The sequence below is a fragment of the Agarivorans sp. JK6 genome, assembly GCF_045277145.1.
Lineage (GTDB): Bacteria > Pseudomonadota > Gammaproteobacteria > Enterobacterales > Celerinatantimonadaceae > Agarivorans > Agarivorans albus.
In genome coordinates this window covers 355,242-377,598 of the sequence record NZ_CP113525.1, presented here as the reverse complement: position 1 = coordinate 377,598, position 22,357 = coordinate 355,242, and the positions used below count along the sequence as shown (strand labels likewise).

Here is a 22,357-nt window from a genome sequence, read left to right as displayed (position 1 = left end):
TTACTGATCTAAGTTCCAGTTACCAATATCGTCATTGGTACCTTCTTCACCATCTAAGCCGGCGCTGAAAATATCAATACGGCCTTTCTCACCTGGGCTAATTAGAATGTAGTCATTACCCCATGGGTCTTTTTGCAAACGACGTAAGTAGCCATCTTCTGGGTAGTTACGTGGCTCTGGACTTGAACTTGGTTTAGTGACCAAGGCTTCTAGGCCTTGCTCTGTGGTGGGGTAACGCGAGTTATCCAAGCGGTACATGTCTAAGGCATTTTCTAGAGCGATAATATCGGTTTTTGCCTTTTGAATATCGGCTTTTTCTTTGTTGCCTAATAAGTTAGGAACAACTAAACCGGCCAAAATACCTAGAATTACAATCACCACCATCACTTCTAGCAAGGTAAAACCTCGGCTAGTTGCTTGAGTGTGCATCGACTTTTGCATGTTACTTACTCCGAAATACCGGTAGGTGCTATAGCCCCACCATGTTATTAAGTTCCAAAATCGGCAATAGAATTGCCATTACGATAAATAGCACGATACCCGCCATGGTTACGATCAAGGCAGGCTCGAATATCCCTAATGCTATGTTCACTTGCGTTTCGAACTGACGGTCTTGGTTGTCGGCCGCGCGTTCTAACATTCCTTCCAATTCCCCAGAACGCTCACCACTGGCGATCATATGTAGCATCATCGGTGGGAACAATTTGGTAGCTTCTAGTGAAGAGTGCAAACTGCCGCCTTCGCGTACTTTAGAGGCGGCATCCAATACCTGGGCACGTGCGTAATCATTGGTGAGTACTTCACCGGCAATGCCCATACCTTCTAACAAAGGCACGGCACTGGCATTCAAAATACTTAAGGTTCTAGCAAAGCGCGCGGTATTAAGCCCCTTGCTCACCTTACCAACCACTGGCATGCCTAAAATTCGCTGGTGCCATTTCATTCTTATGCTGTCTTTCTGCAATAAACGCTGCCAAACCACCATCGCTAGCATGCCGCCGATTAAGAAGAACAGGCCATAATCACTCACTAGTTCACTTACATAAATCAAAAACTTGGTGGCGTTAGGCAACTCTTGCCCCATATGTTCAAACTGAGCCACTACCTTAGGCACTACCGACACCAACAGAATTGCAATAACACCTAAACACACAAAGGTAAGTACTGCTGGGTAGATTAAAGCTTGCATGGTTTTCATGCGCATCGCTTGGCGCTGCTCGGTGTAATCGGCTAAACGATCAAGCACTTTATCTAGGTGGCCTGATTTTTCGCCTGCAGCCACCATGGCGCAATACAGTTTTTCGAATACGTCGGGGAATTCGGCCATGCTATCGGCCAAGCTGTAACCTTCTACAACTTTGGAGCGCACGCCAAGAATAATGCTTTTGAGTTTAGGTTTATCACACTGTTGAGCTACCGCCTTAAGCGACTCTTCAATGGGCATAGCTGCAGCAACTAAGGTTGCTAGCTGGCGAGTTAATAGAGCTAAATCTGAGGTGCTAACTTTGCTTCGCAAGCGAAAACCAGCGCTGGCTTTTTGAGCACGCTCCGCCACTTGCTCAATTTTAAGTGGCGTTAAGCCTTGCTCACGCAGATGAGCGCGAACCTGACGCGCCGATTCCGCTTCATGAACTCCGTTAGATTTTTTGCCCTTTTTATTAAAGGCTTGATACTCAAATGCCGGCATTACACTAACTATCCTTCGCGGGTGACTCGCAATACTTCTTCTAGGCTAGTAATGCCCTTCAGCACTTTATTTACCCCATCTTGTCGGATGCTTGGGCAACTAGAGCGCACTGCATTCTCAATTTCTTGTTCGCTGCTACCAGAATGGATCATATCGCGAACTTCATCGGTAACCGGCAATAACTCATGAATACCGGTTCGGCCACGATAGCCAGTATTGTTACAGCTTTCACAGCCTACAGGGCGATACACCGTAGCATCTTTAGCAATGCCTAATAGCTGGTGTTCGTGCTCACTTACCAGATGAGCTTCGCAGCAATCTTGGCATAAAGTACGCACTAAACGCTGCGCTAACACCGCCAATAAACTCGATGATAATAAAAACGGCTCAACCCCCATATCGCGCAAACGGGTGACCGAACCAATCGCAGTATTGGTGTGCAGAGTAGATAATACTAAGTGACCGGTTAAACTGGCTTGCACCGCAATTTGCGCGGTTTCTAAGTCACGGATCTCACCAATCATTACTACATCGGGGTCTTGACGAAGAATCGCCCGTAAACCGCGCGCAAAGGTCATATCCACTTTGGTATTAACTTGGGTTTGGCCGATGCCTTCAATATTAAATTCAACCGGATCTTCTACAGTGAGAATGTTCCGATCTTTAGTATTAATGTCGTTAAGGCCAGCATACAAGGTAGTACTTTTACCGGAACCAGTCGGTCCGGTAACTAAGATAATACCGTGTGGTTTTTTCAGCAGTTCGCTAATCACTTCGCGGTAGTTTTCTGCCAAACCTAGGCTTTCAAGCTTCAAGCGAGAATTGTTTTTATCTAATAAACGCAGTACAACCCGCTCGCCATGGCTAGATGGCATGGTTGAAACCCGCACATCTACGGCACGGCCAGCAATACGCAAAGAAATACGACCATCTTGCGGCACCCGCTTCTCAGCAATATCCAAACGCGCCATTACTTTAATACGTGAAACTAACAAAGCGGCAAGCTTGCGGTGTGGGCGTAAAATTTCACGCAATACGCCGTCAATACGAAAACGAATCACCAGGGCTGCTTCAAAGGTTTCAATGTGGATATCACTGGCCCCTTCTTTAATTGCTTCACCTAACATGGCGTTAATCAATTTAATGATTGGCGCATCGTCTTCGGTTTCTAATAAGTCTTCGTTTTCCGGAAGCTCTTCAGCCAAGGTATAGAAGTCCATATCGTTGCCGATATCTTCCATTAACTGACGAGCTTGCGATGAATCTCGCTGATAACCTTCGGTTAAGCGCTGTTCAAACTCTTCATCAGACAATTCTTCGCAAGAGAATGTTTGCTGTAGTACGCGACGAATTTCTAATAAGGCTTCTAACTCCACCTTAGAGTTATGATAGACCTGCCAAGCGTCTTGCTTTTTTTCCAGCATTACGCCGTAAGTTTTGGCAAACATGTAAGGTAACTGCCAACCTTCTACCCCTTCCATGTGAGGGGTGTCAGACACTAAGGCCTTTTCATCTTCTAATACGTTTAGCTCAGCATCTAAGTCCATTACTCGGCACTCACTTGCTCTTTATTGGCAGCTGCCGCTTCGGCTTCTTTTGCCGCTTTCTCAGCTTCTTCTTTCTTTAAACGCTCATTCTTTTCTTTTAAGTAGTCGATGTACTCTTGAACTTCAGGCGATACATCATCTACCGAGTTAAATTCTGGCAATACAGGAACTTTAGTATCTGGCATTAATACTACGCCTAACTCTTCACGCAACAGTTGCTGAGCACGGATTTGGCTGTACTTACGCGAGCTCACGCTTTGCATGGTTACCGAGTCACGAATAATGGTTGGGCGAATGAAGATCATCAAATTACGTTTAACTTTCTTCGAATTGGTCGAACGGAACAAATGCCCTAATACCGGGATGTCGCCCAGTAGCGGCACTTTAGATTCACTCTCTTCAATTTGATCGTCTAACAAACCGCCTAAAATAATAGTGTCGCCGCTGTCTACTAACACCGTGGTTTGCAATTGGCGCTTAGCAAATACAACGTCTACCGACGTTTGACCTTGTACCTTAGACACTTCTTGTTCGATGGTTAGCTGAACTGCATCACCTTCGTTAATTTGTGGTGTTACCTTTAGCTTGATACCCACTTCTTTACGATCAACCGTAGTAAATGGATTATCGTTGCTGCTACTCGATGCCGAGCCAGTTAGTACCGGTACTTCTTCACCTACGGTAAAGAAGGCTTCTTTGTTATCAAGGGTGGTAATAGACGGTGTTGCTAATAAGTTTGAGCGAGAGTCACTAGCCGCAGCCTGAACTAACACGCCCCAATCAGCACCATAAAAACCAAAAGCGGCACCAGAAATCTTAGCCAAGGCGCTGGCTAAACCAGAGATATCGCCGGGCGTTTCTGGGTTTTCTGTACAGGTTTCACCGGTACATACGGTAGAACCTTTGGTGGGTTGAGCATCGTAGATACCTGCACCAATCTCACTAATTGATACACCGGCATCATTAAACTGGGTACCACCGGCCTTAGTGGCCCACTGCACGCCGAGGCTAATACCGTCACCTTCGGCGACTTCAACAATAATCGCTTCCACGTTTACTTGGGCACGGCGAATATCTAGTTGGTTAATTACGCCCTCAAGAGTACGCATATTATCTGGCTGAGCGGTAATTACCAAAGTATTGGTATCTTCGTGGGCTTCAATAGAGAAGTTACCACGTGAGTTGCTAGTATTGGTTTTCTTACTACCACCAGCGGCTTCTGCAGCTACCGTTTCGCTTACACCTTTAAGTACATCAACTAAGTCGCCAGCTTTGGCATACTTTAGGTAGAAAACACGGGTATTGCCGTAGGTTTCTAATTCACTATCAAGTTTTGCCACCAAGCGAACAATTCGTGCTCGAGCGCTAGGTTCACCTGATACCACAATACTATTGGTACGCTCATCGGCAACCACTTTAGGGATTAACAAACTGGCTGCCGCACCTTTACCACCCGTGCTAGCAGTAAGCGATTCAATAATTCGCACCAATTCACCGGCTGAAGCAAATTTAAGGCGAATAATATCTACCTCTTGGTCCCCGGCTTTATCCACTCGGCGGATAATTTCGACCAAACGATTCACCACTGCAGCGCGACCAGTAAGCATAATTACGTTTGATGGATCGTAGTGCACTACGTTACCGCCACCGGCATTATCATTTAGCTGACGCAATAAAGGCGCTAGTTCACGTACCGATACGTTTAGTACGGGAACCACTCGGGTAACCATTTCATCGCCAAAGGCTTGCTCATCGCGGTCCACCACCGGAATGGCTCCTGCTTTCGCATCTTTAGCGCGCACAACTTTGGTTACACCGTTTGGCATATCAATAACCGCAAAGCCGTAAACATCTAACACACTTAAGAAGAACTGATAGTACTGCTCTTCGGTAAGCAAATCGTAACTACGCACATTCACTTTACCGCGCACTGCGGGGTCTACGATGATAGTTTTATTGAGATTACGACCAACCGTGGTGATGAACTCACTAATGTCAGCACCTTTAAAATTGGCTGAAAACTCGGTGGCACTCACGACTCCACAAAGGCCTAATCCAATTAGGCCAACAAGGCTGTGGCGAACCAAGCGTAAGGCTTGCAACTTCATGTTAAATAAATCTCCGGTACTATTCATCTGGCAGGCTGAACAACACATCCTGCAACTGGCCATTGCGCTCAACGGTAACTGTAATATCCGTTAGCTCTGCCATCTCTTGCATCACTTGCATTGCTTGCGCGTTGTCGCGCAGGTCATATCCATTAAGAGCTACAGCTAAGTCATTAGCTTTCAAGCCCACTTGTTTAAATAAGGCGGCGTTTTTACCGGGGTTAATCCGATAACCACTTAAGGCTCCATCTTTACGAACCGGCGAAATACGAATGTAATCGGTTAGCTTTGAAGGGTCTTTTAATACTTCTTTTACGTCGACTTGAGCCGAACGGCTATTGCTAGACGCTTGGGTATTGCGCTTAGCGGTATTTGAACTCGCCCGAGACTGTGAGTTTTTGTCTTCTGGGTCTAGCAATAAACTTTCGTAAACACCGCGATGCAATAAAATCACCCGGTCAGTTTGAATCTCTTTTATGACAGCTTGAGTACCATTAATCGATTCATCTACACCGTAGGTTTGTTGCTTGCCACGGTGTTCGATAATGGCCAATGCTTTCGTTTGGTCACTACTCGCTACCAAACCAGACAGAGTTAACTTTAATGAGGTTTTCGGTGCATCAGTTGACGAAGGCGCTTGAACAACTGGTTTAGCCTTTTTGGCTTGATACTCACCGAACAAATGCAGTTTAGTAAGGCTAGATAAATCAACTTGAGCCGCTTTATTACTAGATTGCACTTGCTGAGGAACCCAGCGAAAAGCTTGCGAAGGCGTTGGCACTAATAACCAAGTAATAGACGCCAACTGATAAGCGGCAAAACACATCAATAGTAATGTGATTAATACGCTGCTCTTTTGCGAAGGAACGTAACGAGCAAGTTGAGTAGAAAAAGATTTAATATCCATTTATTCGTTATAATACATCTGTCATCGTTAACCGATTCTCGATCATCCTTATGAAAAAACTATGGCAAAGCGCCTCATATAGAGGGTTCTTCATTCTAAAGGGACTTAGGCGTAGAACAAGAGCTGCAAGTGTAAATTTTGCATTTAATTGGACTTTTATCAGTTTTCTGCTGGATAACGCACTAATCCAGGCCATAGCTAGCACGCATAAAACTGATATAATTTAATAGATAATATATAAGCCAGCCAAGACTTAGCATGAATTCACAAAACTCTAACAACTCTGCACCACGCATTGACAAGTGGTTGTGGGCTGCACGATTTTATAAAACCCGCGGCTTAGCTCGAGATATGGTTATGGGCGGAAAAGTGCACTACAACCAGCAGCGTTGTAAGCCAAGTAGAAATGTAGAAGTGGGGGCTACTATTAGTTTGTGGCAAGGCCAACAACAAATAGAAGTGGTTGTGCAGCAGCTAAGTGATAAACGAGGCCCTGCACCTCAAGCACAACTACTATACCAAGAGACAGAACAAAGCCTTAAAAAGCGCGAGCAATATGCAATGCAACGCAAGCTCATGGCTCAAAATGCCAGCCCAGAACGCCGACCCGATAAAAAGCAACGTCGGCAAATTATTCAGTTTAAACAACAATAGTCAGGCCTAAACATGAAGCAAGACATTCTAAATCGTTACTTATTCGAAGATTACAATCTACGGGGCGAGTTGGTGCAATTGCAGCAAAGCTACCAAGAAATCATCGATCAACAAAATTACCCTGCGCCTGTACAAACCTTGCTAGGCGAAATGCTAGCCGCAACTTGTTTGCTCACTGCAACTTTAAAATTTGAAGGCGACATTACTGTGCAGCTGCAAGGTAATGGCCCACTAAGTGTGGTGGCGGTAAGTGGTACCGACCAACAACAAATGCGCGGCATTGCCCGTTACGAAGGCGCTATCGATCCTAATATCGACTTTGCTGAACTGGTGGGTCAAGGCCACATAGTCATAACCATTACGCCTACTCAAGGCGAACGTTACCAAGGCATAGTAGAGATCAATCCACAAGGCGTTGCTGCCAGTATCGAAGCTTACTTCCAGCAGTCAGAGCAACTAAATACCAAACTATGGTTGTACACGGGAATGTTTGAAGGTCGCCCCCACGCCAGCGGCTTATTCTTACAAGCATTACCTGCCAGTAAAGATGAGGACGCGGAACACTTTGAGTTGATCTCCACCTTAAGTGAAACAACTACCGCTCAAGAGAGTTTTGAGCTAGACGCAGAACAACTGCTATTTCGTTTGTATCACGAACATAAAGTGCGTGTTTACGAGCCACAAGAAGTTTGCTTTAAATGTACTTGCTCGAAAGAACGTTGTGAAACCGCCTTAGCCAATATCGACCACAAAGAATTGCTCGAAATTTGCCACGAGAGAGGCCATATTTCGATGCATTGTGACTACTGTGGACACGACTATAAATTTAACGAAGCCGACGTTGAAAACATTTTCACGCGTAATATATCGACAAACCCTGCCAAAATTCATTAAACTGACCTCAGGAAATGCGGTGCGAATCGCATTTCCTAGATAGACCCCTAATAACCATAAAAAAAGTGCTGGTAATTTGACACCCCTCTCTTTTTGGTACCACTAAAGGGATAGAATCAGAGCCAACACCAAATAAAAAAACAATATAAATCTTACCTCTCTACCTACAGGAGACTGCTATGCTTGACGTTGCAGAAAAAGATCAGGTTATCGACCTGGCTCAATACGGCATCAAAGATGTGTCGGACGTGGTGTACAACCCCTCATACGAAGAACTATTCAAGGAAGAAACTCGACCAGAGCTCACGGGCTACGAACGCGGCATTGTTACCAAAACCGGTGCTGTTGCAGTAGATACTGGGATCTTCACCGGGCGTTCGCCAAAAGATAAATACATCGTTCTTGACGATACCACTCGCGACAGCATGTGGTGGACCTCTGAACAAGCTAAAAACGACAACAAGCCAATAGACCCCGCGGTTTGGACCGACCTTAAGAAAACCGTGACCGACCAACTATCTGGCAAACGTTTGTTTGTGGTAGACACCTACTGTGGTGCCAACCCTGATACCCGTTTAAAAGTACGCTTCATTGTTGAAGTGGCATGGCAGGCTCACTTTGTGACCAATATGTTCATTCGCCCAAGTGCTGCGGAGCTGGAAGACTACGAGCCAGACTTTGTAGTAATGAACGGCTCTAAAACCACCAACAAAAAGTGGAAAGAGCACGGCCTAAACTCTGAAAACTTCACTGTATTTAACATGACAGAGAAAATGCAGGTGATTGGCGGAACATGGTACGGCGGCGAAATGAAGAAAGGCATGTTCGCCATGATGAACTACTACCTACCACTTAATGGTATGGCGTCGATGCACTGTTCTGCCAATGTTGGCGAAGAGGGCGACACCGCTATTTTCTTCGGTTTGTCTGGTACCGGCAAAACCACCCTATCTACCGATCCTAAACGCCAGTTGATTGGTGATGACGAGCACGGTTGGGATGATGAAGGTGTATTTAACTTTGAAGGTGGCTGCTACGCTAAAACCATTAAGTTAAGTAAAGAAGCCGAGCCCGATATCTACAACGCCATTAAACGAGATGCTTTGTTAGAGAACGTGACGGTGCGTAACGATGGTAGCGTAAACTACGATGACGGTTCTAAAACCGAAAATACGCGGGTTTCTTACCCCATTCATCATATCGAAAATATCGTTAAGCCAGTGTCTAAAGCAGGCCATGCTAAGAAAGTTATTTTCTTAACCGCCGATGCTTTTGGTGTATTACCGCCAGTAGCGAAACTGACTCCAGAGCAAACTAAGTACCACTTCTTATCTGGTTTTACTGCCAAATTAGCGGGTACAGAGCGCGGTATTACTGAGCCAACACCCACCTTCTCGGCATGTTTTGGCGCAGCCTTCCTTACATTACACCCAACTAAGTACGCCGAAGTATTAGTTAAACGTATGGAAGCCGCTGGTGCAGAAGCTTACTTAGTGAATACTGGATGGAATGGCACAGGTAAGCGTATTTCGATTCAAGATACTCGTGCAATTATCGACGCTATTTTAGATGGCTCGATTGAAAAGCAAGAAACCAAGCAATTGCCAATCTTTAATTTAGAAGTACCTACAGCCCTTCCTGGTGCAGATAGCGAGATCCTCGATCCTCGTGATACTTACCAAGATCCATTGCAGTGGGAAAGCAAAGCAGAAGATTTAGCCCAGCGCTTTATCAAAAACTTTGCTAAGTACACCGACAATGCCGAAGGTCAAGCACTAGTAGCAGCTGGACCACAACTGGACTAGTTAAACACTAAGCACAAAAAAACCAGCCCGCGGGCTGGTTTTTTTATATCCGAATCTTGGTTTAACGACCCGATTTAAACTTAGTCCACAACCGGGTACGAGTACGCTCAACTTTTGGTGGAATACTCACAAAACCAAACAAGTGCTCAGAGGCTTCTTCGGTCGGATAAATACCTTCATGGCCGGCAATTTCTGGGTCAATTAAAGCAGTCGCTTTAATATTTGGGTTGGCATACCAAACGTAATCGGTCACCTTGGCAATCACTTCTGGGCGTAATACATAGTTAATAAAGGCATGCGCATTTTCTGGGTGCTTAGCATCTTTAGGAATGGCAAACATATCAAACCACACACCAGCGCCTTCTTTAGGAATGATGTATTCAAGCTCTACGCCATTATTTGCTTCTGCAGCACGATCGCCAGCCATTAATACATCGCCAGACCAACCAATCGCTACACAAATGTCGCCACTGGCTAAATCGTTAATGTACTGCGAAGAGTGGAAGTATCGAATGCTCGGGCGTAGTTGCTCCATTAAGCTTTCAATCTCACCTTTGTAATCGGCCGATTTACTGCTGTTTGGCTCTTTGCCCATGTAGTTGAGCATAGACGCCACTACTTCACTTGGCGCATCTAAATAAGCAATACCACACTGGCTTAACTTAGCGGCAATTTCAGGGTCAAACACTAAAGACCAAGAATCTAGCTCTGCATCTTCGCCTAAAATCTCTTTCACCTTATTCACGTTGTAACCAATACCGGTGGTACCCCACATATAAGGAATACCGTATAGGTTACCCGGATCGTAAGCTTCTAAGGTAGCAAGCAATTTAGGATCAAGGTTGTCCCAATTGCTTAGCAGGCTGCGATCTAGCTTTTGATAAACCCCTGCCGTAATTTGACGAGCATAAAAATCGTGCGACGGTGAAACAATATCAAAGCCAGTACTACCAGATAGTAACTTAGCTTCTAATACTTCATTGGAATCAAATACGTCATACACAACTTTAATACCGGTTTCTTTTTCAAACTCGGCAATGGTGTCTTCGGCAATATAATCAGTCCAATTATAAACATTTAGTACTTTCTCTTCTTGAGCAATTACTCCGCCAGCATTAATAGCCAACAGGCTTACCAGCAACATGTTTAGTTTATTCACTCATGCAATCCTCGTGGTGGTGTGATAGCAAATCACGCAATAGTTAATTCAGTGTAGTAAAGCTTTCACCTCAGGCAAAACCAGTTAGATTTAGCCCGTAATGAAATCTCGCGAGATAGTAACGGTAAATTTATCTAAACCCAAGTGCTGGCTGGCTAACAATTATCCAAAAAAGCGCTTTGAAAAGGCTTTACACACCGCTAAAATTAACGATTAACTAAATTTTTGAGTTAACTGCGTGCATACAGGACTAAGTCGCGCTTAACACATATAGGAAGGAAGACTTTCAAAACAATGATTAGCGACCAACAAATAGAGACTATTCGTCTGCAACTCGTCGAGCAATTGAACGAAACTGAACAACGTCTTGAGCAAGACAGTCAGTTATTTAAAGACAAAGAAGATTCTGGTGATGACGTAGATCGTGCCAACCAGGAAGAGTCTCAACAACTTCAGTTGAACCGTCGCCAACACGACCTTGCCCACGTTAAAAGCATTAAAGACGCATTGCGTCGGATTGAAGAACAAGACTACGGATTTTGTGAAGGCTGCGGCGAAGACATTAGTGTTGCCCGTTTAAATGCCCGTCCAGAGTCTCGCTACTGCATCGATTGCCAAGATTATCGCGAACGAAAGAACAGCCAATACGCTTAATTGAGCCATTTAGCTAAATAATCTTAGTATTCCTCATTAAGATCATATTCACTGACTCTGCTCGCTGTTATAATTCTGTTCCGATTTCACATCGGATTAGGATCTGCGAGCATGAACAACCCGCTTTATCAGAAGCATATTATCTCCATCCCTGATTTATCCCGTCAGGAACTCGAATTAATCGTCGACACCGCCCAAAGTATTAAGCAACAACCCCGTCCCGAATTACTAAAAAACAAAGTTGTTGCTAGCTGTTTTTTTGAAGCCTCAACCCGTACTCGCTTATCATTTGAGACCGCCGTTCAGCGCTTAGGTGGCAGTGTGATTGGTTTTGCCGATGGCGGAAATACCTCGCTGGGTAAAAAAGGCGAAACCTTAGTGGATTCGGTAAAAGTGATTTCTTCGTACAGTGACGCGTTTTTTATGCGCCATCCGCAAGAAGGCGCTGCTCGATTAGCCAGCGAATTCTCTAGCGTACCGGTTGTGAATGGCGGAGACGGATCCAACCAGCACCCTACCCAAACCTTGCTCGACTTATTTACCATTTACGAAACCCAAGGCTCACTTGAGGGCTTAAAAGTCGCATTTGTTGGCGACTTAAAATATGGCCGCACGGTGCACTCTCTCACTCAAGCCCTGTCACTATTTGGTTGCGAGTTCTACTTTATTGCGCCTAAAGCGCTGGCAATGCCTGATTACATTATCGAAGAGCTGAATGAACGTGAAATCACATACAGCCTGCACGACAGTATTGAAGAAGTAGTCAACGAGCTGGATATTCTTTACATGACACGGGTGCAAAAAGAGCGCTTCGACGAAACCGAATACCAGCACATGAAATCGAGCTTCATTTTACGCGCTAACATGCTTGAGCAAGTAAAAGATAATTTGAAAATTTTGCACCCATTACCACGGGTAGACGAAATTACTACCGATGTAGATATCACACCGTATGCCTATTACTTCGAGCAAGCAGAAAATGGTGTCTACGCTCGCCAAGCCTTACTCGCATTAATCATGACCAATGAATTTGGAGCGCAATAATGAAGAAGAAGCTGCAAGTAGAAGCCATTGCGCATGGCACCGTAATTGACCACGTTCCTGCTGGGCAAGGCATTAAAATTCTTAAGTTCTTTCAACTCTCGGCTGCGCAAGAGCGAATCACAGTAGGCCTTAACTTACCTAGTGGCGAGCAACAGCAAAAAGACTTAATTAAAGTTGAGAACACGGTGTTTGACGAGAACCAAGCTAACCAATTAGCTTTATTTGCGCCCAATGCCACCATTAATGTGATTGAAGATTTTGAGGTAGTACGTAAGTTTCATGTGTCTACCCCAGAACAAGTAAAAGCAGTGTTTGCCTGTCCAAATAGTAACTGCATTAGCCATAACGAACCCATCGACAGTAACTTTTATGTGCGCCACCAGCAGCAAGACATCAAGCTAAAGTGCCACTACTGCGAAAAAACCTTTGATCGCGGCTTATTCTCAGAACTTGACTAAACCCTGCTATTCAAGAAAAACAGAGCGCTAGCCGCTCTGTTTTTTTCGCCTTTAAATCGACTATAAAAACTTCCAGCCAAGCAGGTTTATTCTATAGTTAAAGCAGCTAAGCTTTTTAATAACAATCCAGTCATTTAAAGCTGATAAAACCAAGCTATTGCTCCCAAGTGATACCGAGCTTGGTTGCTAGCTAAGCACGCAAACTTGCTGAGTAGAGAGTACTAGGCGAAGTAATAAGTTCAACAAAATTGTGCTTACAAAATGACTAGCTTAAGTTAAGGTAAAGCTATAAATGTATTGATCTATTTAAGTTTTCTTAACGTAAACAGTGTAATCCAAGCTAATGATTTAACTCAGATTACCTGATACAAGGATGTGACTAATGTTTAAACGAGTAAGTTCGCTACTCTGTTGCGGTATGCTATTTAGTTTCACTGCCGACGCCCGCCCTTTAGCAGAAGCGCCGGGCTGGTCTGCCACTATTAACTTGAACGTGGGTTATGTAAGCGGCCAGAATCAGTTTTCTACTGATGACGATAACCAAATTACCGATGATCTAAATAACAATGGCAAAAGCTCTAGTTCTGCAATTGTTTACCCACTCTTGCGGGTAGACTACACAACTCAAGACTTAAAGAATCAGTTCTTCTTGGGTAACAGCCGCGAAAACTTAGGTCGAGCACAGTTTCAATACGAACTGGGTTATACCCGCGCAATTAGTGACCGCAGCAAAATTACCGCAGCATACTTCCCTGAGCTCCCTTTACTTAACGACACATGGGCAGATCCATACTTAGTTGGCAGTGCTCGGCAAAAGACCGATGAGAATTATCAAGGTGGCCGCTTACGGTTTGAATCCATTGCCGACAGCCCACTAACTCTGGAATATGTTTACGCCAATCGCACTGTAGATAACGAACAGAGCGGTGTAAGCATTGCGGGTCTAAGCCAAAGTGACATTCAGTCACTACGAAGAGACGCCAACTTACATCGATTAATTGCCGAAACCTTTGTGCCTTTATCCCGTAAATGGTTCTTAGCGCCCGCCGTGGCTTATACCACCGCTAAAGCCGACGGCAGTGCGAACGACTTCGACCAATATACTTTACGTTTAACCAGCATTTACCGCTCGGGTCCGCACGTGTTCACACTGAATACGGAATACGGTCAAACCAAATACTCAGGTAGCAATCCCGTGTTTGATATGCAAACTCAAAAAGACGACAAGATATCGCTATTTGGCATTTATGTATTTAACGAGCCCTTTGGTTGGAAAAACACCATGTTTAACGTTTTGGGTGGCTACAACAATACTGATTCCAACATTACCTTTTACGACAGTAAGGGTGGCATTGCAGCCCTTGGCTTTGGTTACACATTTAAATAACCTGAGCTCGGGATATGTAATGCACAAAAAAGGCAGCCTTGGCTGCCTTAATTTTTTTAATCAACTCATGGACATTCGGTCAATCTTGGCTCAAGTCTAGCTCTGCAAAGTAAATAGCAGTTTTCTCTTCGTGGCTAGAGTAGTAACTGCAATACACTTTATTGCCTCGCTGCACCAAACCTGGGTAACTGGTATCACCATCTGATGGCAGAACTTGAAACTCTTTTAGCTGAGCCTTATCAGCATCTAACCAACACAAGCTAGTGCGCACCGGTTGATATAAACGCACAGCACAGAGCAAACGGCCATCATCAAGTTTGATCATTGCTGGGCCGCCAATTTGCTGTTGTAAATCTTGCCATTGCCAATCTAGATAAGGTGGCTTGGCATAACCCAGCTGCCCGGTACCGGTATCTTTATCACGACGCAATAAACACAATGCAGAGCCATCATCCATTAAACACAAATCATGCTCATTGGGGTAAGCCAAACCATTTTGTTGCAAGCTAAATAAAGGATCCAAGTGCAGCTGATAGTTACCCTGCGGGTCCATTCGATAAAGATTTACTTTATCTAAGCTGTAGTTGTAAGCCACAGCGTAAGCGCTATCGGCTAAATAACGGCTGCGCCATAACCACATACCTGCATCACCTTGAGCACTTAAATCGCTCCAGTTTTCACCATCGTCCGACCATGCTATATAGCTTTGTAAATCAAACTTCTCGCTGCTGCGATTTACCCCTGCGCAGGTTAGTAGCAGCCGTCCGTCTGGGCTTTCAACTAACTTGGGGTCACGTAAATCAATACCTGGTAGGTGAATTAACGCTGCCGACTCAAAGCGAGTGTCATCTGCAGCACGACGTAAAATACGAATATCGCCCTCATCACTAACATGGCCCTCAGCTTCGCGAAAACACAACCACAGTGCGCTTTTATACTCGCACAAGTCTGTGAACGCGTTATGCTCTCCGTCATCCCATACTCGCTCAACTGAGCATAACTTCATAAACCCCTTCTCCTTTACAACCTTCGGCGCCAGCATAAGCGAATGATTTAGCTAGCAAACTAGCCTACACAGCCCACTGAGTAAAAGCTTAGCAACTTAATACCCTTATCGACTATTATCAATTAAGCTGAATAATAGATTCTCTTAATCGCAAAAATATCCCAAGGAGGGACCATGTTTTTGGATTTTTTCGCTTTAGGGCTACTGTTCTTTGTAGGCTTAACCTTGTTCTACGGCATCATTGCCATTCACGATATTCCTTACGAAATATCAAAACATCGCAATCACCCTCACCAAGATGCCATCCATGTGGCCGGATGGATAAGTTTATTCACCCTCCATGCTATTTGGCCCTTTTTATGGATATGGGCCACTTTATACCGGGAAGATCGAGGTTGGGGTTTTAAGCAGTTACAACAGCAAGAACAAGAGCTCGAACAAAAAGAGCAACAACTGGAAGATCAGAACGAAGAGTTAAGTGCAGAAATTACTAAGCTAAAACGCCAAGTAGCGATCATTAGCAAACATGTGCAGCAGCTCGAGCAACAACAGGGGAATCAATAATGGATTTATTGCTTATTCTCACTTACGCCGGGATCTGCATCGCGGTATTCAAAATTTTTAATATTCCACTAACTAAATGGACCGTGCCCACTGCAGTACTAGGTGGCATTGTAATCATTGGGGTTTTAATGATCCTCATGAACTACAACCACCCCTTTACTGCTAATGCTCGGCAGGTGTATACCTCTGTGCCCATCATGCCCTTGGTGCGCGGAAAAGTCATAGAGGTTCCAGTTAGACCTAATCAGTTGATTAAAGCTGGTGATGTATTGTTTAAACTCGACCCCGAGCCGTTTGAGGCAGTGGTAGAGCAGCGCGAAGCAGAAGTCGCAGCAGCCCAGCAACAAGTACCACAGTTGCTAGCCCAATTGGCCAGCGCCCAGGCCACCACCAATGCAGCGAAAGCTGAGCGAGACCGCACTCAAAAAGCTTATCAACGTTATGCCGAAGGGCGTAAAAAAGGCGGTAAAAATAGCCCCTTTACTGAGCTAGAAGTAGAAAACCGCCAACAAGCTTATTTAGCAGCAGAAGCCCAGCTGCAAGTTGCTCAGGCTAACCAAACCAACGCTCAACTGGCTTACGACTCTCAAATAAACGGAGTGAATACCAACGTTGCTCGTTTACAAAGCCAGTTAGATAAAGCCTTGTTCGACCTTGAGCAAACCGTGGTGCACGCACCTACCGACGGCTATGTCACTCAATTAGGCCTACGTAAAGGAATGGTGGCGGTGCCTATGCCCTTGCGACCTGTTATGACCTTTATACCTAAAGAAGAAAGCATTTTTGTTGGTGCCTTTTGGGAAAATTCCATCAAGCGTTTAAAAGAAGGTGACGAAGCGGAATTTATTGTAACGGCCCAACCAGGTATTGTTTTTAAAGGCACGGTCGTTCAGGTAATGCCAACCATTGCCGAAGGTGAATTCCAAGCGAACGGTAGTCTACGTGGTGCAGAAGCTTTCTTTGTACATAGCCGCAGTTTGGTGATTATTGACCCAGAACCGCGCTTTGATGAATTTGATTTCCCTATGGGCATCAGTGGTCAAGTGGCCATTTACACCGAGCACTTCCATCATGTATCGATGATTAGAAAAGTATTGTTACGCATGCAAGGTTGGGTGAACTACATCTTCCCCTTCCACTAACATTAGTAATCTTTATCACTAAAAGGGCCAGCAAGTTGCTGGCCCTTTTTACTATTGCTCTAACTGCTTAACCCGCTGTTTTAAATCAGCCAGTTCTTGGCGCAATACATCAATTTGTTGCTGTAATTCAGCATTTTGCTGAGTGGCCACCGGAGCGCTAGCCTCTACATGACTTGCTGCTGGCAAAGCCGGCTCACCCGAAAACAAATGAGCATAACGAGACTCTCGCTTACCCGGTTCTCGTTCAAGCTTAAGCACCAGCTTACCTGCATCATGCTCGGCTAACTCAAGCAAACTTTGCTCTACTTCTTGCACACTGGCAAAGTTGGCTAGGCGCTGGCTACGGGTACGCAGCTCACCAGGAGTTTGCGGCCCACGTAAAAACAGCAAACAGATAATGGCTCGTTGCCCCTCCGTTAACTGCAAACCACCAAATTGGCTATTGCAGAAACGGTGTTGATAACGCACCACTCGACCTGCCATTGGTGCTTCGGTAACAATGCGTAAGTCTTGCAGTTGCACCAATACATCTTGAACTTCAGCTTCACTCAATGCCATAACTGGCTCGCGATTACTCTTTTGATTACACGCTAAAGTGAGAGCGTTAAGTGATAGAGGGTATTGATCTGGGGTAGTTGTTTCTTTTTCTAGCAGCGCGCCAATAACACGGGTTTGCTCTAAGCTTAAATTCTGTTCCACTCTTCACCTCTTTAAAACAACAACGAAACGTAAGTTTTCTCATTTATCGTTTAAGAATACGTTAATCTCAAAACAGAAGCAGCTGCTTGTCACACGTTTCTGAAAGCTGCGCAATTCAATATTCTAAGCCCTCACTTTGTCGACTAAATTTTATGCAATAAACACTCTTATTTGAGCTTTTTTTGATGTAGATTAGTTCTACTGGTCTGATAACTCGTTAAGGTGGGCGTCCACTCAAACGGGTCATTACAGCGCAATACCCATGAGTAGCAATTAACTAGGCACAGCTGGACGCAACATAGTATGGAATCATTTCGTTGGACATCAGATTTTGAAACAGGGATCTCTGTTGTTGACGAGCAGCATCGCCACTTAATTGATCTCATTAATCAAATTGGTGAACAGCTCACCGACAGCCATCCCCTGCAACACGCCGCGATCGAGTCGCTTAGCCAAGAGCTAAACAATTACGTTAAAGAACACTTTCGTGAAGAAGAATTGCTTATGGCCAAACACAAAGTGGACCCGCGCCATTGCCAAGCTCACGTAAAGGCTCACAAAGAATTTTTAAGCGAAGTGGCCAAGCTAAGCCAATTCAACAACGACAATAAACAAAGCAAAATTAAGCATCTGCTCGATTATCTCATTCAATGGTTGGCTTATCATATTCTGGGCATCGACCAAGTGCTCACCAAGCAGCTGCATTTCATAGAAGCGGGTGACAGCCCTGCTTCAGCCTATAGCAAAATTGAGCAACCCAACGATCTTGCCACCGAGCCTCTAATTACCGCCTTGCGTGGCTTATTTCACCAAGTTAGCGTGCGTAACAACGAGCTGCTAGAACTCAATCAAAATCTTGAGCAAAAAGTACAAGAACGCACCCTAGCGCTGCAAAAAACCAATCAGCATTTACAATCTTTAGCGCATACCGATGTGCTCACTGGCTTACCTAACCGCCGCCATGCAATGATTCAACTCATGGAGCTTTGGAAGCAATCGCTTGAAAGTAACAGTCCATTAGCTTGCATGATGATAGATGCCGATCACTTTAAACAAATTAATGACCGAAATGGTCACGATGCTGGCGATGCGGTGTTAATGCTACTGGCACGCGCATTGCGCGAATCGGTGCGTAACGATGATGTAGTAGCCCGTTTAGGTGGCGATGAGTTTTTATTAATCTGCCCCAACACCAGTTCAGAAGGTGCATTAAACCTTGGGCACAGCATTCGCGAACGTATTGCTAATATGCAACTCAACCATCAGCGCTATAGCGTTACGGTAAGTGTAGGTATTGCAAGTCGTAACAAAGACATGCAGCACCACGAAGCGATTATGAAAGCAGCCGATAAAGCGGTTTATAAAGCCAAGGCTGAGGGTAAAAACTGCGTACGCAGCTATGAAGATGTATCCAAGCAACAAGCCTGCTAAGCACTAAGGGCTGCTTATCTTTCGCGGTTAGATTTTGTTTGTGAAAAATCAACTCAAAAGATACACAGCCCCTAACCTTTTCTAACAAGACAGAAAAATCCACTCAGGTTACACTCATTATTCTAAGCCCCTTGGATTAGCGCTTGTTATAGGAAATCTGCCCATGACCATAGATATTAGCTGGCCAGCACTTGCCGCCTTTTCGCTAATACTGTTGATTCCGATTGGGCTTAATTGGCGTTTTAAACTTAGCCTAGGTAAAGACATAGCCAGCAGTTTAGTGCGAATGGTGCTGCAGCTTGTATTGCTCGGCTTGTATCTGCAGTTTTTGTTTGATTTAAACAGCTTGTGGGTCAACCTGCTTTGGTTGGTCGTTATGCTTGTGGTGGGCGCTAGCGCCATTCTTGGCAAAGCCAAATTAGCTAAAAGAAACTTGTTTATACCAGTCTTGTTGGGGCTGGTGCTGGGCTTAAGTCCTTTACTGATACTGCTGCTATTCGCCTTACTAAAGCCGAGCCCTAGCTATAGCGCTCAGTACCTCATTCCGCTAGCAGGTATGCTTTTAGGCAACAGCCTTAGTGGAAACATTGTGGCTTTACAGCGCCTATTTAGCGCACTGGATGAAAAAACCGCCGAATACCACGCTTATTTAGCGCTTGGCGCTAATCGACTACAAGCAACTCAAGGCTTTGTGCAAAATGCTATGCAGCAAGCTTTTGCACCTGTTTTAGCATCTATGAGCACAGTGGGTTTAGTCACACTCCCCGGCATGATGACCGGTCAAATACTCGCAGGCAGTGACCCAATGGTAGCGGTGAAGTATCAACTGGTTATTCTGATTGCTATTTTTGTCATGCTAAGTGTCTCAATTTCGACCACGCTTAGTATTAGCATTCGAGTCGCCATTAGCCCAACCGGGCTGGTTAAATCAAGTCAATGCATCCACTAGTGACACAAAACTTACTAAAGGTTTCATATTGATATAAATATCTATATTATACGGTCTCTAGTTTATACCAAATGCACATTAGAATTATCAATAGAATCAGGGAATTGAAATGAAACGTTGGATCGGTATATTTCTACTTACTTTTACCTCGATATCACATGCAAATGATTGCCTTGTAAGGCAAAACTCTCCTCAGTTAACACCAGATGAAACTGAACAGTTGTTAGTAACACCGACTACATCCACAATGAATGGAGAAACTCGAAAGCTCTTCCATTTTAAAAATGGTTCTTTGCTAATTGCTCAATGGAACGAATGCGAGTTGGGGATCAGTTTTTTGCTTTTAAGCTTGGATAATAAAGCCAATACAGAAATGCGCATTAAGAATGCTCTGTGGCTTGATAGTTTGTTCCGCAATAGTAATTCAAGCCAAACTCAGATTTCAGCCGCTATCAAACAAAATCCAAATACGTACTCCCTGTCTATATCACAGACTAATGGAGCCATAATCGAACTTCATTGGGAGAACTTGGTAAGTGAAGATATGGCACCTGCGAGCATGTTTAGTAGCTCCGCAAGTTACAGATGGTTTGGCCCAGAGGGAATGTAAAAGGACTTTATAAATGCAATTAAAACAAAGTGTTGGAAAACAGGGTAAGAATCTCAATTCTGATGTACTTACTGTACAAAAAGGGTTAAATACAGTGCCGTTTAAAAGTCCATTTACAAAGTTAGATGAAGATGGCCGCATAGGAAAAAATACGATTAGAGTGATAGAAAGATTTCAGCATGACTTTGTTAAAATGGCTAACCCCGATGGTAGAATTGACCCTAACGGACGCACTGTAAAAGTAATCAATGCCTATGTTAAAAAGAACTCTACAAAGCAACCGTATGTGTATAGCCCAATATCTCTCCATGGAATAAGCTCAACGAAAAGTATTAGATATAGAGCTAATGCTCAAAAACTGCTAAGTCAATACACAAAGTCGGTACTAAAACAAATGATGATATTGTCTAATGTAGATAGTATCGATATTTCAAGTACTTGGCGCTCTCCTGAAGACCAAGCTAGAATTATGCTAAATGACAACCTCAAAGCATTCCAAAAGGGTATTTCCATAAGGTCCCACAGAGGTTACGGATACGGACCGACAGGACAAGCAGTTGATAAAGTATTCGCTGACAACAACGGTAAGCGAACTGAGGCTGAAATTCATGCTTTGATGGTTCAAAAGGTGAAATCCAAATTAACTGAAGGTAAGCGAACATCCCAGCATTGCGTGACAAAACCCATGTATCAGCAAAACAACATATTTGATATCCCATATTCAGGGATTATTACAAGTAAACGAGATGAATTTGAATCGATTCTCTTAGCATACAGCGCTAAATTCAATAAACGAAAATATTCGAAAGGCAACATTACCACTTACAACGCCATTCAAAAACCGATAGCAAAAGTAATTGTTGAACGCTCTTGCTGGCATGTGGAGTTACCTCAGAATCAACAAAAACTTCCAATATTGCCTTAAGGGGCTTCGAAACTCCTCGCGGGTTCGCCCATCATGGCAAACCCGCTTCACCTGATTACTTATAATGAGAAACGCTTGCTCAATGTTGCTATTTCAGCACCTAAGGCTTTAACGCGCTGATCCATATCTGCATCGGTTAATTGTCCTTCACTATTAAATACCTGATAAGAAGAACCAACAGCCACTTGGTTTGGGCTAACCATTACCCCTAAGTTGAACAAAATATCACGGGTATGTGCCAAGCCACGGATACCCCCTAAACCGCCCGGAGAAGTCGCCATGATACCGGCCACTTTACCTTGGAAGGCCGAGCCAATATCAGCATCCTTAGAAGGGCGAGATAACCAATCTAAAGCATTTTTTAGTACGCCAGAAATAGAGCCATTGTACTCAGGGCTGGCGATCAACATGCCGTCGGCCTGCGCAAAAAGGTGTTTTAAATCATTAACTGAAGCAGGCGTACCCTCGGCCTCTAAATCTTCTGAGTAAAGTGGTATGGCAAAATCAGCTAAGTCTACATAGCGAACTTCAGCGCCCGCTTCCTCGGCACCTTTGGCCGCAATTTTTACCAAGTTTTTATTGAACGATTGAGCGCGTAAGCTGCCTGCAATAGCAATTAATTTAGTCATGTTGTGCTCCTAGGCCTAGCCTGAAAATGGTATTTGTTTTCGATTTGAGAGCATTCTTACACAAGCAAATTTGAAGAAAAACAACACCTGTGCAACAC

22 protein-coding genes are annotated in these 22,357 nt (G+C 44.3%); 13 read left to right on the top strand and 9 right to left on the bottom strand.

Going from position 1 to position 22,357, the window contains the following annotated elements:
* The 5 genes from gspG to gspC are packed head-to-tail and all read right to left on the bottom strand — an operon-like array spanning window position 1 to window position 6,249.
* Window positions 1–441: a type II secretion system major pseudopilin GspG gene (gspG, locus tag OV592_RS01725; RefSeq protein ID WP_016399780.1), complete on the bottom strand. Its 441-nt coding sequence runs from the start codon at window positions 439–441 to the stop codon at window positions 1–3.
* A 28-nt stretch (window positions 442–469) separates the two neighbouring features.
* On the bottom strand, window positions 470–1,687 hold the full coding sequence (gspF, locus tag OV592_RS01720) for a type II secretion system inner membrane protein GspF (protein ID WP_016399781.1): 1,218 nt from the start codon (window positions 1,685–1,687) through the stop codon (window positions 470–472).
* Window positions 1,688–1,695: 8 nt separating this feature from the next.
* On the bottom strand, window positions 1,696–3,234 hold the full coding sequence (gene gspE / locus OV592_RS01715) for a type II secretion system ATPase GspE (RefSeq protein WP_016399782.1): 1,539 nt from the start codon (window positions 3,232–3,234) through the stop codon (window positions 1,696–1,698).
* On the bottom strand, window positions 3,234–5,342 hold the full coding sequence (gspD, locus tag OV592_RS01710; RefSeq protein WP_406611408.1) for a type II secretion system secretin GspD: 2,109 nt from the start codon (window positions 5,340–5,342) through the stop codon (window positions 3,234–3,236). Before gspD ends, gspE begins: the two co-directional genes overlap by 1 nt.
* A 19-nt stretch (window positions 5,343–5,361) precedes the next feature.
* Window positions 5,362–6,249 (bottom strand): type II secretion system protein GspC, encoded by an 888-nt coding sequence (gene gspC, locus OV592_RS01705; protein ID WP_016399784.1) that lies wholly within the window; start codon window positions 6,247–6,249, stop codon window positions 5,362–5,364.
* 258 nt (window positions 6,250–6,507) lie between these two features.
* Between gspC and hslR the strand changes: the two genes are divergently transcribed.
* The 3 genes from hslR (at window position 6,508) to pckA (ending at window position 9,602) form a co-directional block, all read left to right on the top strand.
* Window positions 6,508–6,903: a ribosome-associated heat shock protein Hsp15 gene (hslR, locus tag OV592_RS01700; RefSeq protein WP_152783629.1), complete on the top strand. Its 396-nt coding sequence runs from the start codon at window positions 6,508–6,510 to the stop codon at window positions 6,901–6,903.
* Between the two features lie 12 nt (window positions 6,904–6,915).
* Window positions 6,916–7,797: an Hsp33 family molecular chaperone HslO gene (gene hslO / locus OV592_RS01695; RefSeq protein ID WP_406610195.1), complete on the top strand. Its 882-nt coding sequence runs from the start codon at window positions 6,916–6,918 to the stop codon at window positions 7,795–7,797.
* 179 nt (window positions 7,798–7,976) lie between these two features.
* On the top strand, window positions 7,977–9,602 hold the full coding sequence (gene pckA / locus OV592_RS01690) for a phosphoenolpyruvate carboxykinase (ATP) (protein WP_016399787.1): 1,626 nt from the start codon (window positions 7,977–7,979) through the stop codon (window positions 9,600–9,602).
* A 61-nt stretch (window positions 9,603–9,663) separates the two neighbouring features.
* Here pckA and OV592_RS01685 read toward each other — a convergent pair whose 3' ends face one another.
* Window positions 9,664–10,746 (bottom strand): extracellular solute-binding protein, encoded by a 1,083-nt coding sequence (locus OV592_RS01685; protein ID WP_152784036.1) that lies wholly within the window; start codon window positions 10,744–10,746, stop codon window positions 9,664–9,666.
* 309 nt (window positions 10,747–11,055) lie between these two features.
* Between OV592_RS01685 and OV592_RS01680 the strand changes: the two genes are divergently transcribed.
* From OV592_RS01680 to OV592_RS01665, 4 genes are all read left to right on the top strand, one after another.
* Window positions 11,056–11,415 carry a TraR/DksA family transcriptional regulator gene (locus OV592_RS01680; protein ID WP_016399790.1) on the top strand — a complete coding sequence of 120 codons (360 nt, stop codon included), beginning with the start codon at window positions 11,056–11,058 and terminating at the stop codon, window positions 11,413–11,415.
* A gap of 111 nt (window positions 11,416–11,526) precedes the next feature.
* Entirely contained in the window at window positions 11,527–12,459 is a 933-nt protein-coding gene (pyrB, locus tag OV592_RS01675) for an aspartate carbamoyltransferase (RefSeq protein ID WP_016399791.1), read from the top strand.
* Window positions 12,459–12,917 carry an aspartate carbamoyltransferase regulatory subunit gene (gene pyrI / locus OV592_RS01670; RefSeq protein ID WP_152783633.1) on the top strand — a complete coding sequence of 153 codons (459 nt, stop codon included), beginning with the start codon at window positions 12,459–12,461 and terminating at the stop codon, window positions 12,915–12,917. The genes pyrB and pyrI overlap by 1 nt, the downstream gene beginning before the upstream one ends.
* 382 nt (window positions 12,918–13,299) lie before the next feature.
* The gene (locus OV592_RS01665; RefSeq protein ID WP_406610193.1) at window positions 13,300–14,304 is read left to right on the top strand and encodes a DUF2860 domain-containing protein; all 1,005 of its coding nucleotides are present in this window, start codon (window positions 13,300–13,302) and stop codon (window positions 14,302–14,304) included.
* A gap of 79 nt (window positions 14,305–14,383) precedes the next feature.
* Here OV592_RS01665 and OV592_RS01660 read toward each other — a convergent pair whose 3' ends face one another.
* Entirely contained in the window at window positions 14,384–15,310 is a 927-nt protein-coding gene (locus tag OV592_RS01660) for an exo-alpha-sialidase (protein ID WP_406610192.1), read from the bottom strand.
* Between the two features lie 174 nt (window positions 15,311–15,484).
* On the opposite strand from OV592_RS01660, the gene OV592_RS01655 reads away from it, so the two are divergent.
* Window positions 15,485–15,874, top strand: a complete 390-nt coding sequence (locus OV592_RS01655) for a DUF3302 domain-containing protein (RefSeq protein WP_152783639.1) — start codon at window positions 15,485–15,487, stop codon at window positions 15,872–15,874.
* Window positions 15,874–17,016 carry an HlyD family secretion protein gene (locus tag OV592_RS01650; protein WP_338623377.1) on the top strand — a complete coding sequence of 381 codons (1,143 nt, stop codon included), beginning with the start codon at window positions 15,874–15,876 and terminating at the stop codon, window positions 17,014–17,016. Before OV592_RS01655 ends, OV592_RS01650 begins: the two co-directional genes overlap by 1 nt.
* Before the next feature lie 51 nt (window positions 17,017–17,067).
* Here OV592_RS01650 and OV592_RS01645 read toward each other — a convergent pair whose 3' ends face one another.
* Complete coding sequence (locus OV592_RS01645; RefSeq protein ID WP_406610191.1) at window positions 17,068–17,715, bottom strand: YceH family protein; 648 nt, start codon at window positions 17,713–17,715, stop codon at window positions 17,068–17,070.
* Between the two features lie 303 nt (window positions 17,716–18,018).
* Between OV592_RS01645 and OV592_RS01640 the strand changes: the two genes are divergently transcribed.
* The 4 genes from OV592_RS01640 (at window position 18,019) to OV592_RS01625 (ending at window position 21,630) form a co-directional block, all read left to right on the top strand.
* Window positions 18,019–19,146, top strand: a complete 1,128-nt coding sequence (locus OV592_RS01640; RefSeq protein ID WP_406610189.1) for a GGDEF domain-containing protein — start codon at window positions 18,019–18,021, stop codon at window positions 19,144–19,146.
* A gap of 163 nt (window positions 19,147–19,309) precedes the next feature.
* On the top strand, window positions 19,310–20,095 hold the full coding sequence (locus tag OV592_RS01635; protein ID WP_406610188.1) for an ABC transporter permease: 786 nt from the start codon (window positions 19,310–19,312) through the stop codon (window positions 20,093–20,095).
* Between the two features lie 109 nt (window positions 20,096–20,204).
* Window positions 20,205–20,705: a hypothetical protein gene (locus tag OV592_RS01630; protein ID WP_406610187.1), complete on the top strand. Its 501-nt coding sequence runs from the start codon at window positions 20,205–20,207 to the stop codon at window positions 20,703–20,705.
* Window positions 20,706–20,718: 13 nt separating this feature from the next.
* Complete coding sequence (locus tag OV592_RS01625) at window positions 20,719–21,630, top strand: hypothetical protein (protein WP_406610186.1); 912 nt, start codon at window positions 20,719–20,721, stop codon at window positions 21,628–21,630.
* Window positions 21,631–21,689: 59 nt separating this feature from the next.
* Here the strand turns inward: OV592_RS01625 and OV592_RS01620 are convergent, their stop codons facing one another.
* Window positions 21,690–22,259 (bottom strand): NADPH-dependent FMN reductase, encoded by a 570-nt coding sequence (locus OV592_RS01620; RefSeq protein ID WP_406610185.1) that lies wholly within the window; start codon window positions 22,257–22,259, stop codon window positions 21,690–21,692.
* Window positions 22,260–22,357: the final 98 nt, after the last annotated feature.

What these genes read in the sequence shown, in the direction of transcription:
- OV592_RS01630 (WP_406610187.1), top strand. Translation starts at nt 20,205, where the DNA reads ATGAAACGTTGGATCGGTATATTTCTACTTACTTTTACCTCGATATCA.
- OV592_RS01620 (WP_406610185.1), bottom strand. Translation starts at nt 22,259, where the DNA reads ATGACTAAATTAATTGCTATTGCAGGCAGCTTACGCGCTCAATCGTTC.
- pckA (WP_016399787.1), top strand. Translation starts at nt 7,977, where the DNA reads ATGCTTGACGTTGCAGAAAAAGATCAGGTTATCGACCTGGCTCAATAC.
- hslR (WP_152783629.1), top strand. Translation starts at nt 6,508, where the DNA reads ATGAATTCACAAAACTCTAACAACTCTGCACCACGCATTGACAAGTGG.
- OV592_RS01655 (WP_152783639.1), top strand. Translation starts at nt 15,485, where the DNA reads ATGTTTTTGGATTTTTTCGCTTTAGGGCTACTGTTCTTTGTAGGCTTA.
- OV592_RS01625 (WP_406610186.1), top strand. Translation starts at nt 20,719, where the DNA reads ATGCAATTAAAACAAAGTGTTGGAAAACAGGGTAAGAATCTCAATTCT.
- gspE (WP_016399782.1), bottom strand. Translation starts at nt 3,234, where the DNA reads ATGGACTTAGATGCTGAGCTAAACGTATTAGAAGATGAAAAGGCCTTA.
- gspD (WP_406611408.1), bottom strand. Translation starts at nt 5,342, where the DNA reads ATGAAGTTGCAAGCCTTACGCTTGGTTCGCCACAGCCTTGTTGGCCTA.
- OV592_RS01635 (WP_406610188.1), top strand. Translation starts at nt 19,310, where the DNA reads ATGACCATAGATATTAGCTGGCCAGCACTTGCCGCCTTTTCGCTAATA.
- gspG (WP_016399780.1), bottom strand. Translation starts at nt 441, where the DNA reads ATGCAAAAGTCGATGCACACTCAAGCAACTAGCCGAGGTTTTACCTTG.
- pyrB (WP_016399791.1), top strand. Translation starts at nt 11,527, where the DNA reads ATGAACAACCCGCTTTATCAGAAGCATATTATCTCCATCCCTGATTTA.
- OV592_RS01640 (WP_406610189.1), top strand. Translation starts at nt 18,019, where the DNA reads ATGGAATCATTTCGTTGGACATCAGATTTTGAAACAGGGATCTCTGTT.
- OV592_RS01665 (WP_406610193.1), top strand. Translation starts at nt 13,300, where the DNA reads ATGTTTAAACGAGTAAGTTCGCTACTCTGTTGCGGTATGCTATTTAGT.
- OV592_RS01650 (WP_338623377.1), top strand. Translation starts at nt 15,874, where the DNA reads ATGGATTTATTGCTTATTCTCACTTACGCCGGGATCTGCATCGCGGTA.
- OV592_RS01685 (WP_152784036.1), bottom strand. Translation starts at nt 10,746, where the DNA reads ATGTTGCTGGTAAGCCTGTTGGCTATTAATGCTGGCGGAGTAATTGCT.
- OV592_RS01660 (WP_406610192.1), bottom strand. Translation starts at nt 15,310, where the DNA reads ATGAAGTTATGCTCAGTTGAGCGAGTATGGGATGACGGAGAGCATAAC.
- OV592_RS01680 (WP_016399790.1), top strand. Translation starts at nt 11,056, where the DNA reads ATGATTAGCGACCAACAAATAGAGACTATTCGTCTGCAACTCGTCGAG.
- gspF (WP_016399781.1), bottom strand. Translation starts at nt 1,687, where the DNA reads ATGCCGGCATTTGAGTATCAAGCCTTTAATAAAAAGGGCAAAAAATCT.
- hslO (WP_406610195.1), top strand. Translation starts at nt 6,916, where the DNA reads ATGAAGCAAGACATTCTAAATCGTTACTTATTCGAAGATTACAATCTA.
- gspC (WP_016399784.1), bottom strand. Translation starts at nt 6,249, where the DNA reads ATGGATATTAAATCTTTTTCTACTCAACTTGCTCGTTACGTTCCTTCG.
- pyrI (WP_152783633.1), top strand. Translation starts at nt 12,459, where the DNA reads ATGAAGAAGAAGCTGCAAGTAGAAGCCATTGCGCATGGCACCGTAATT.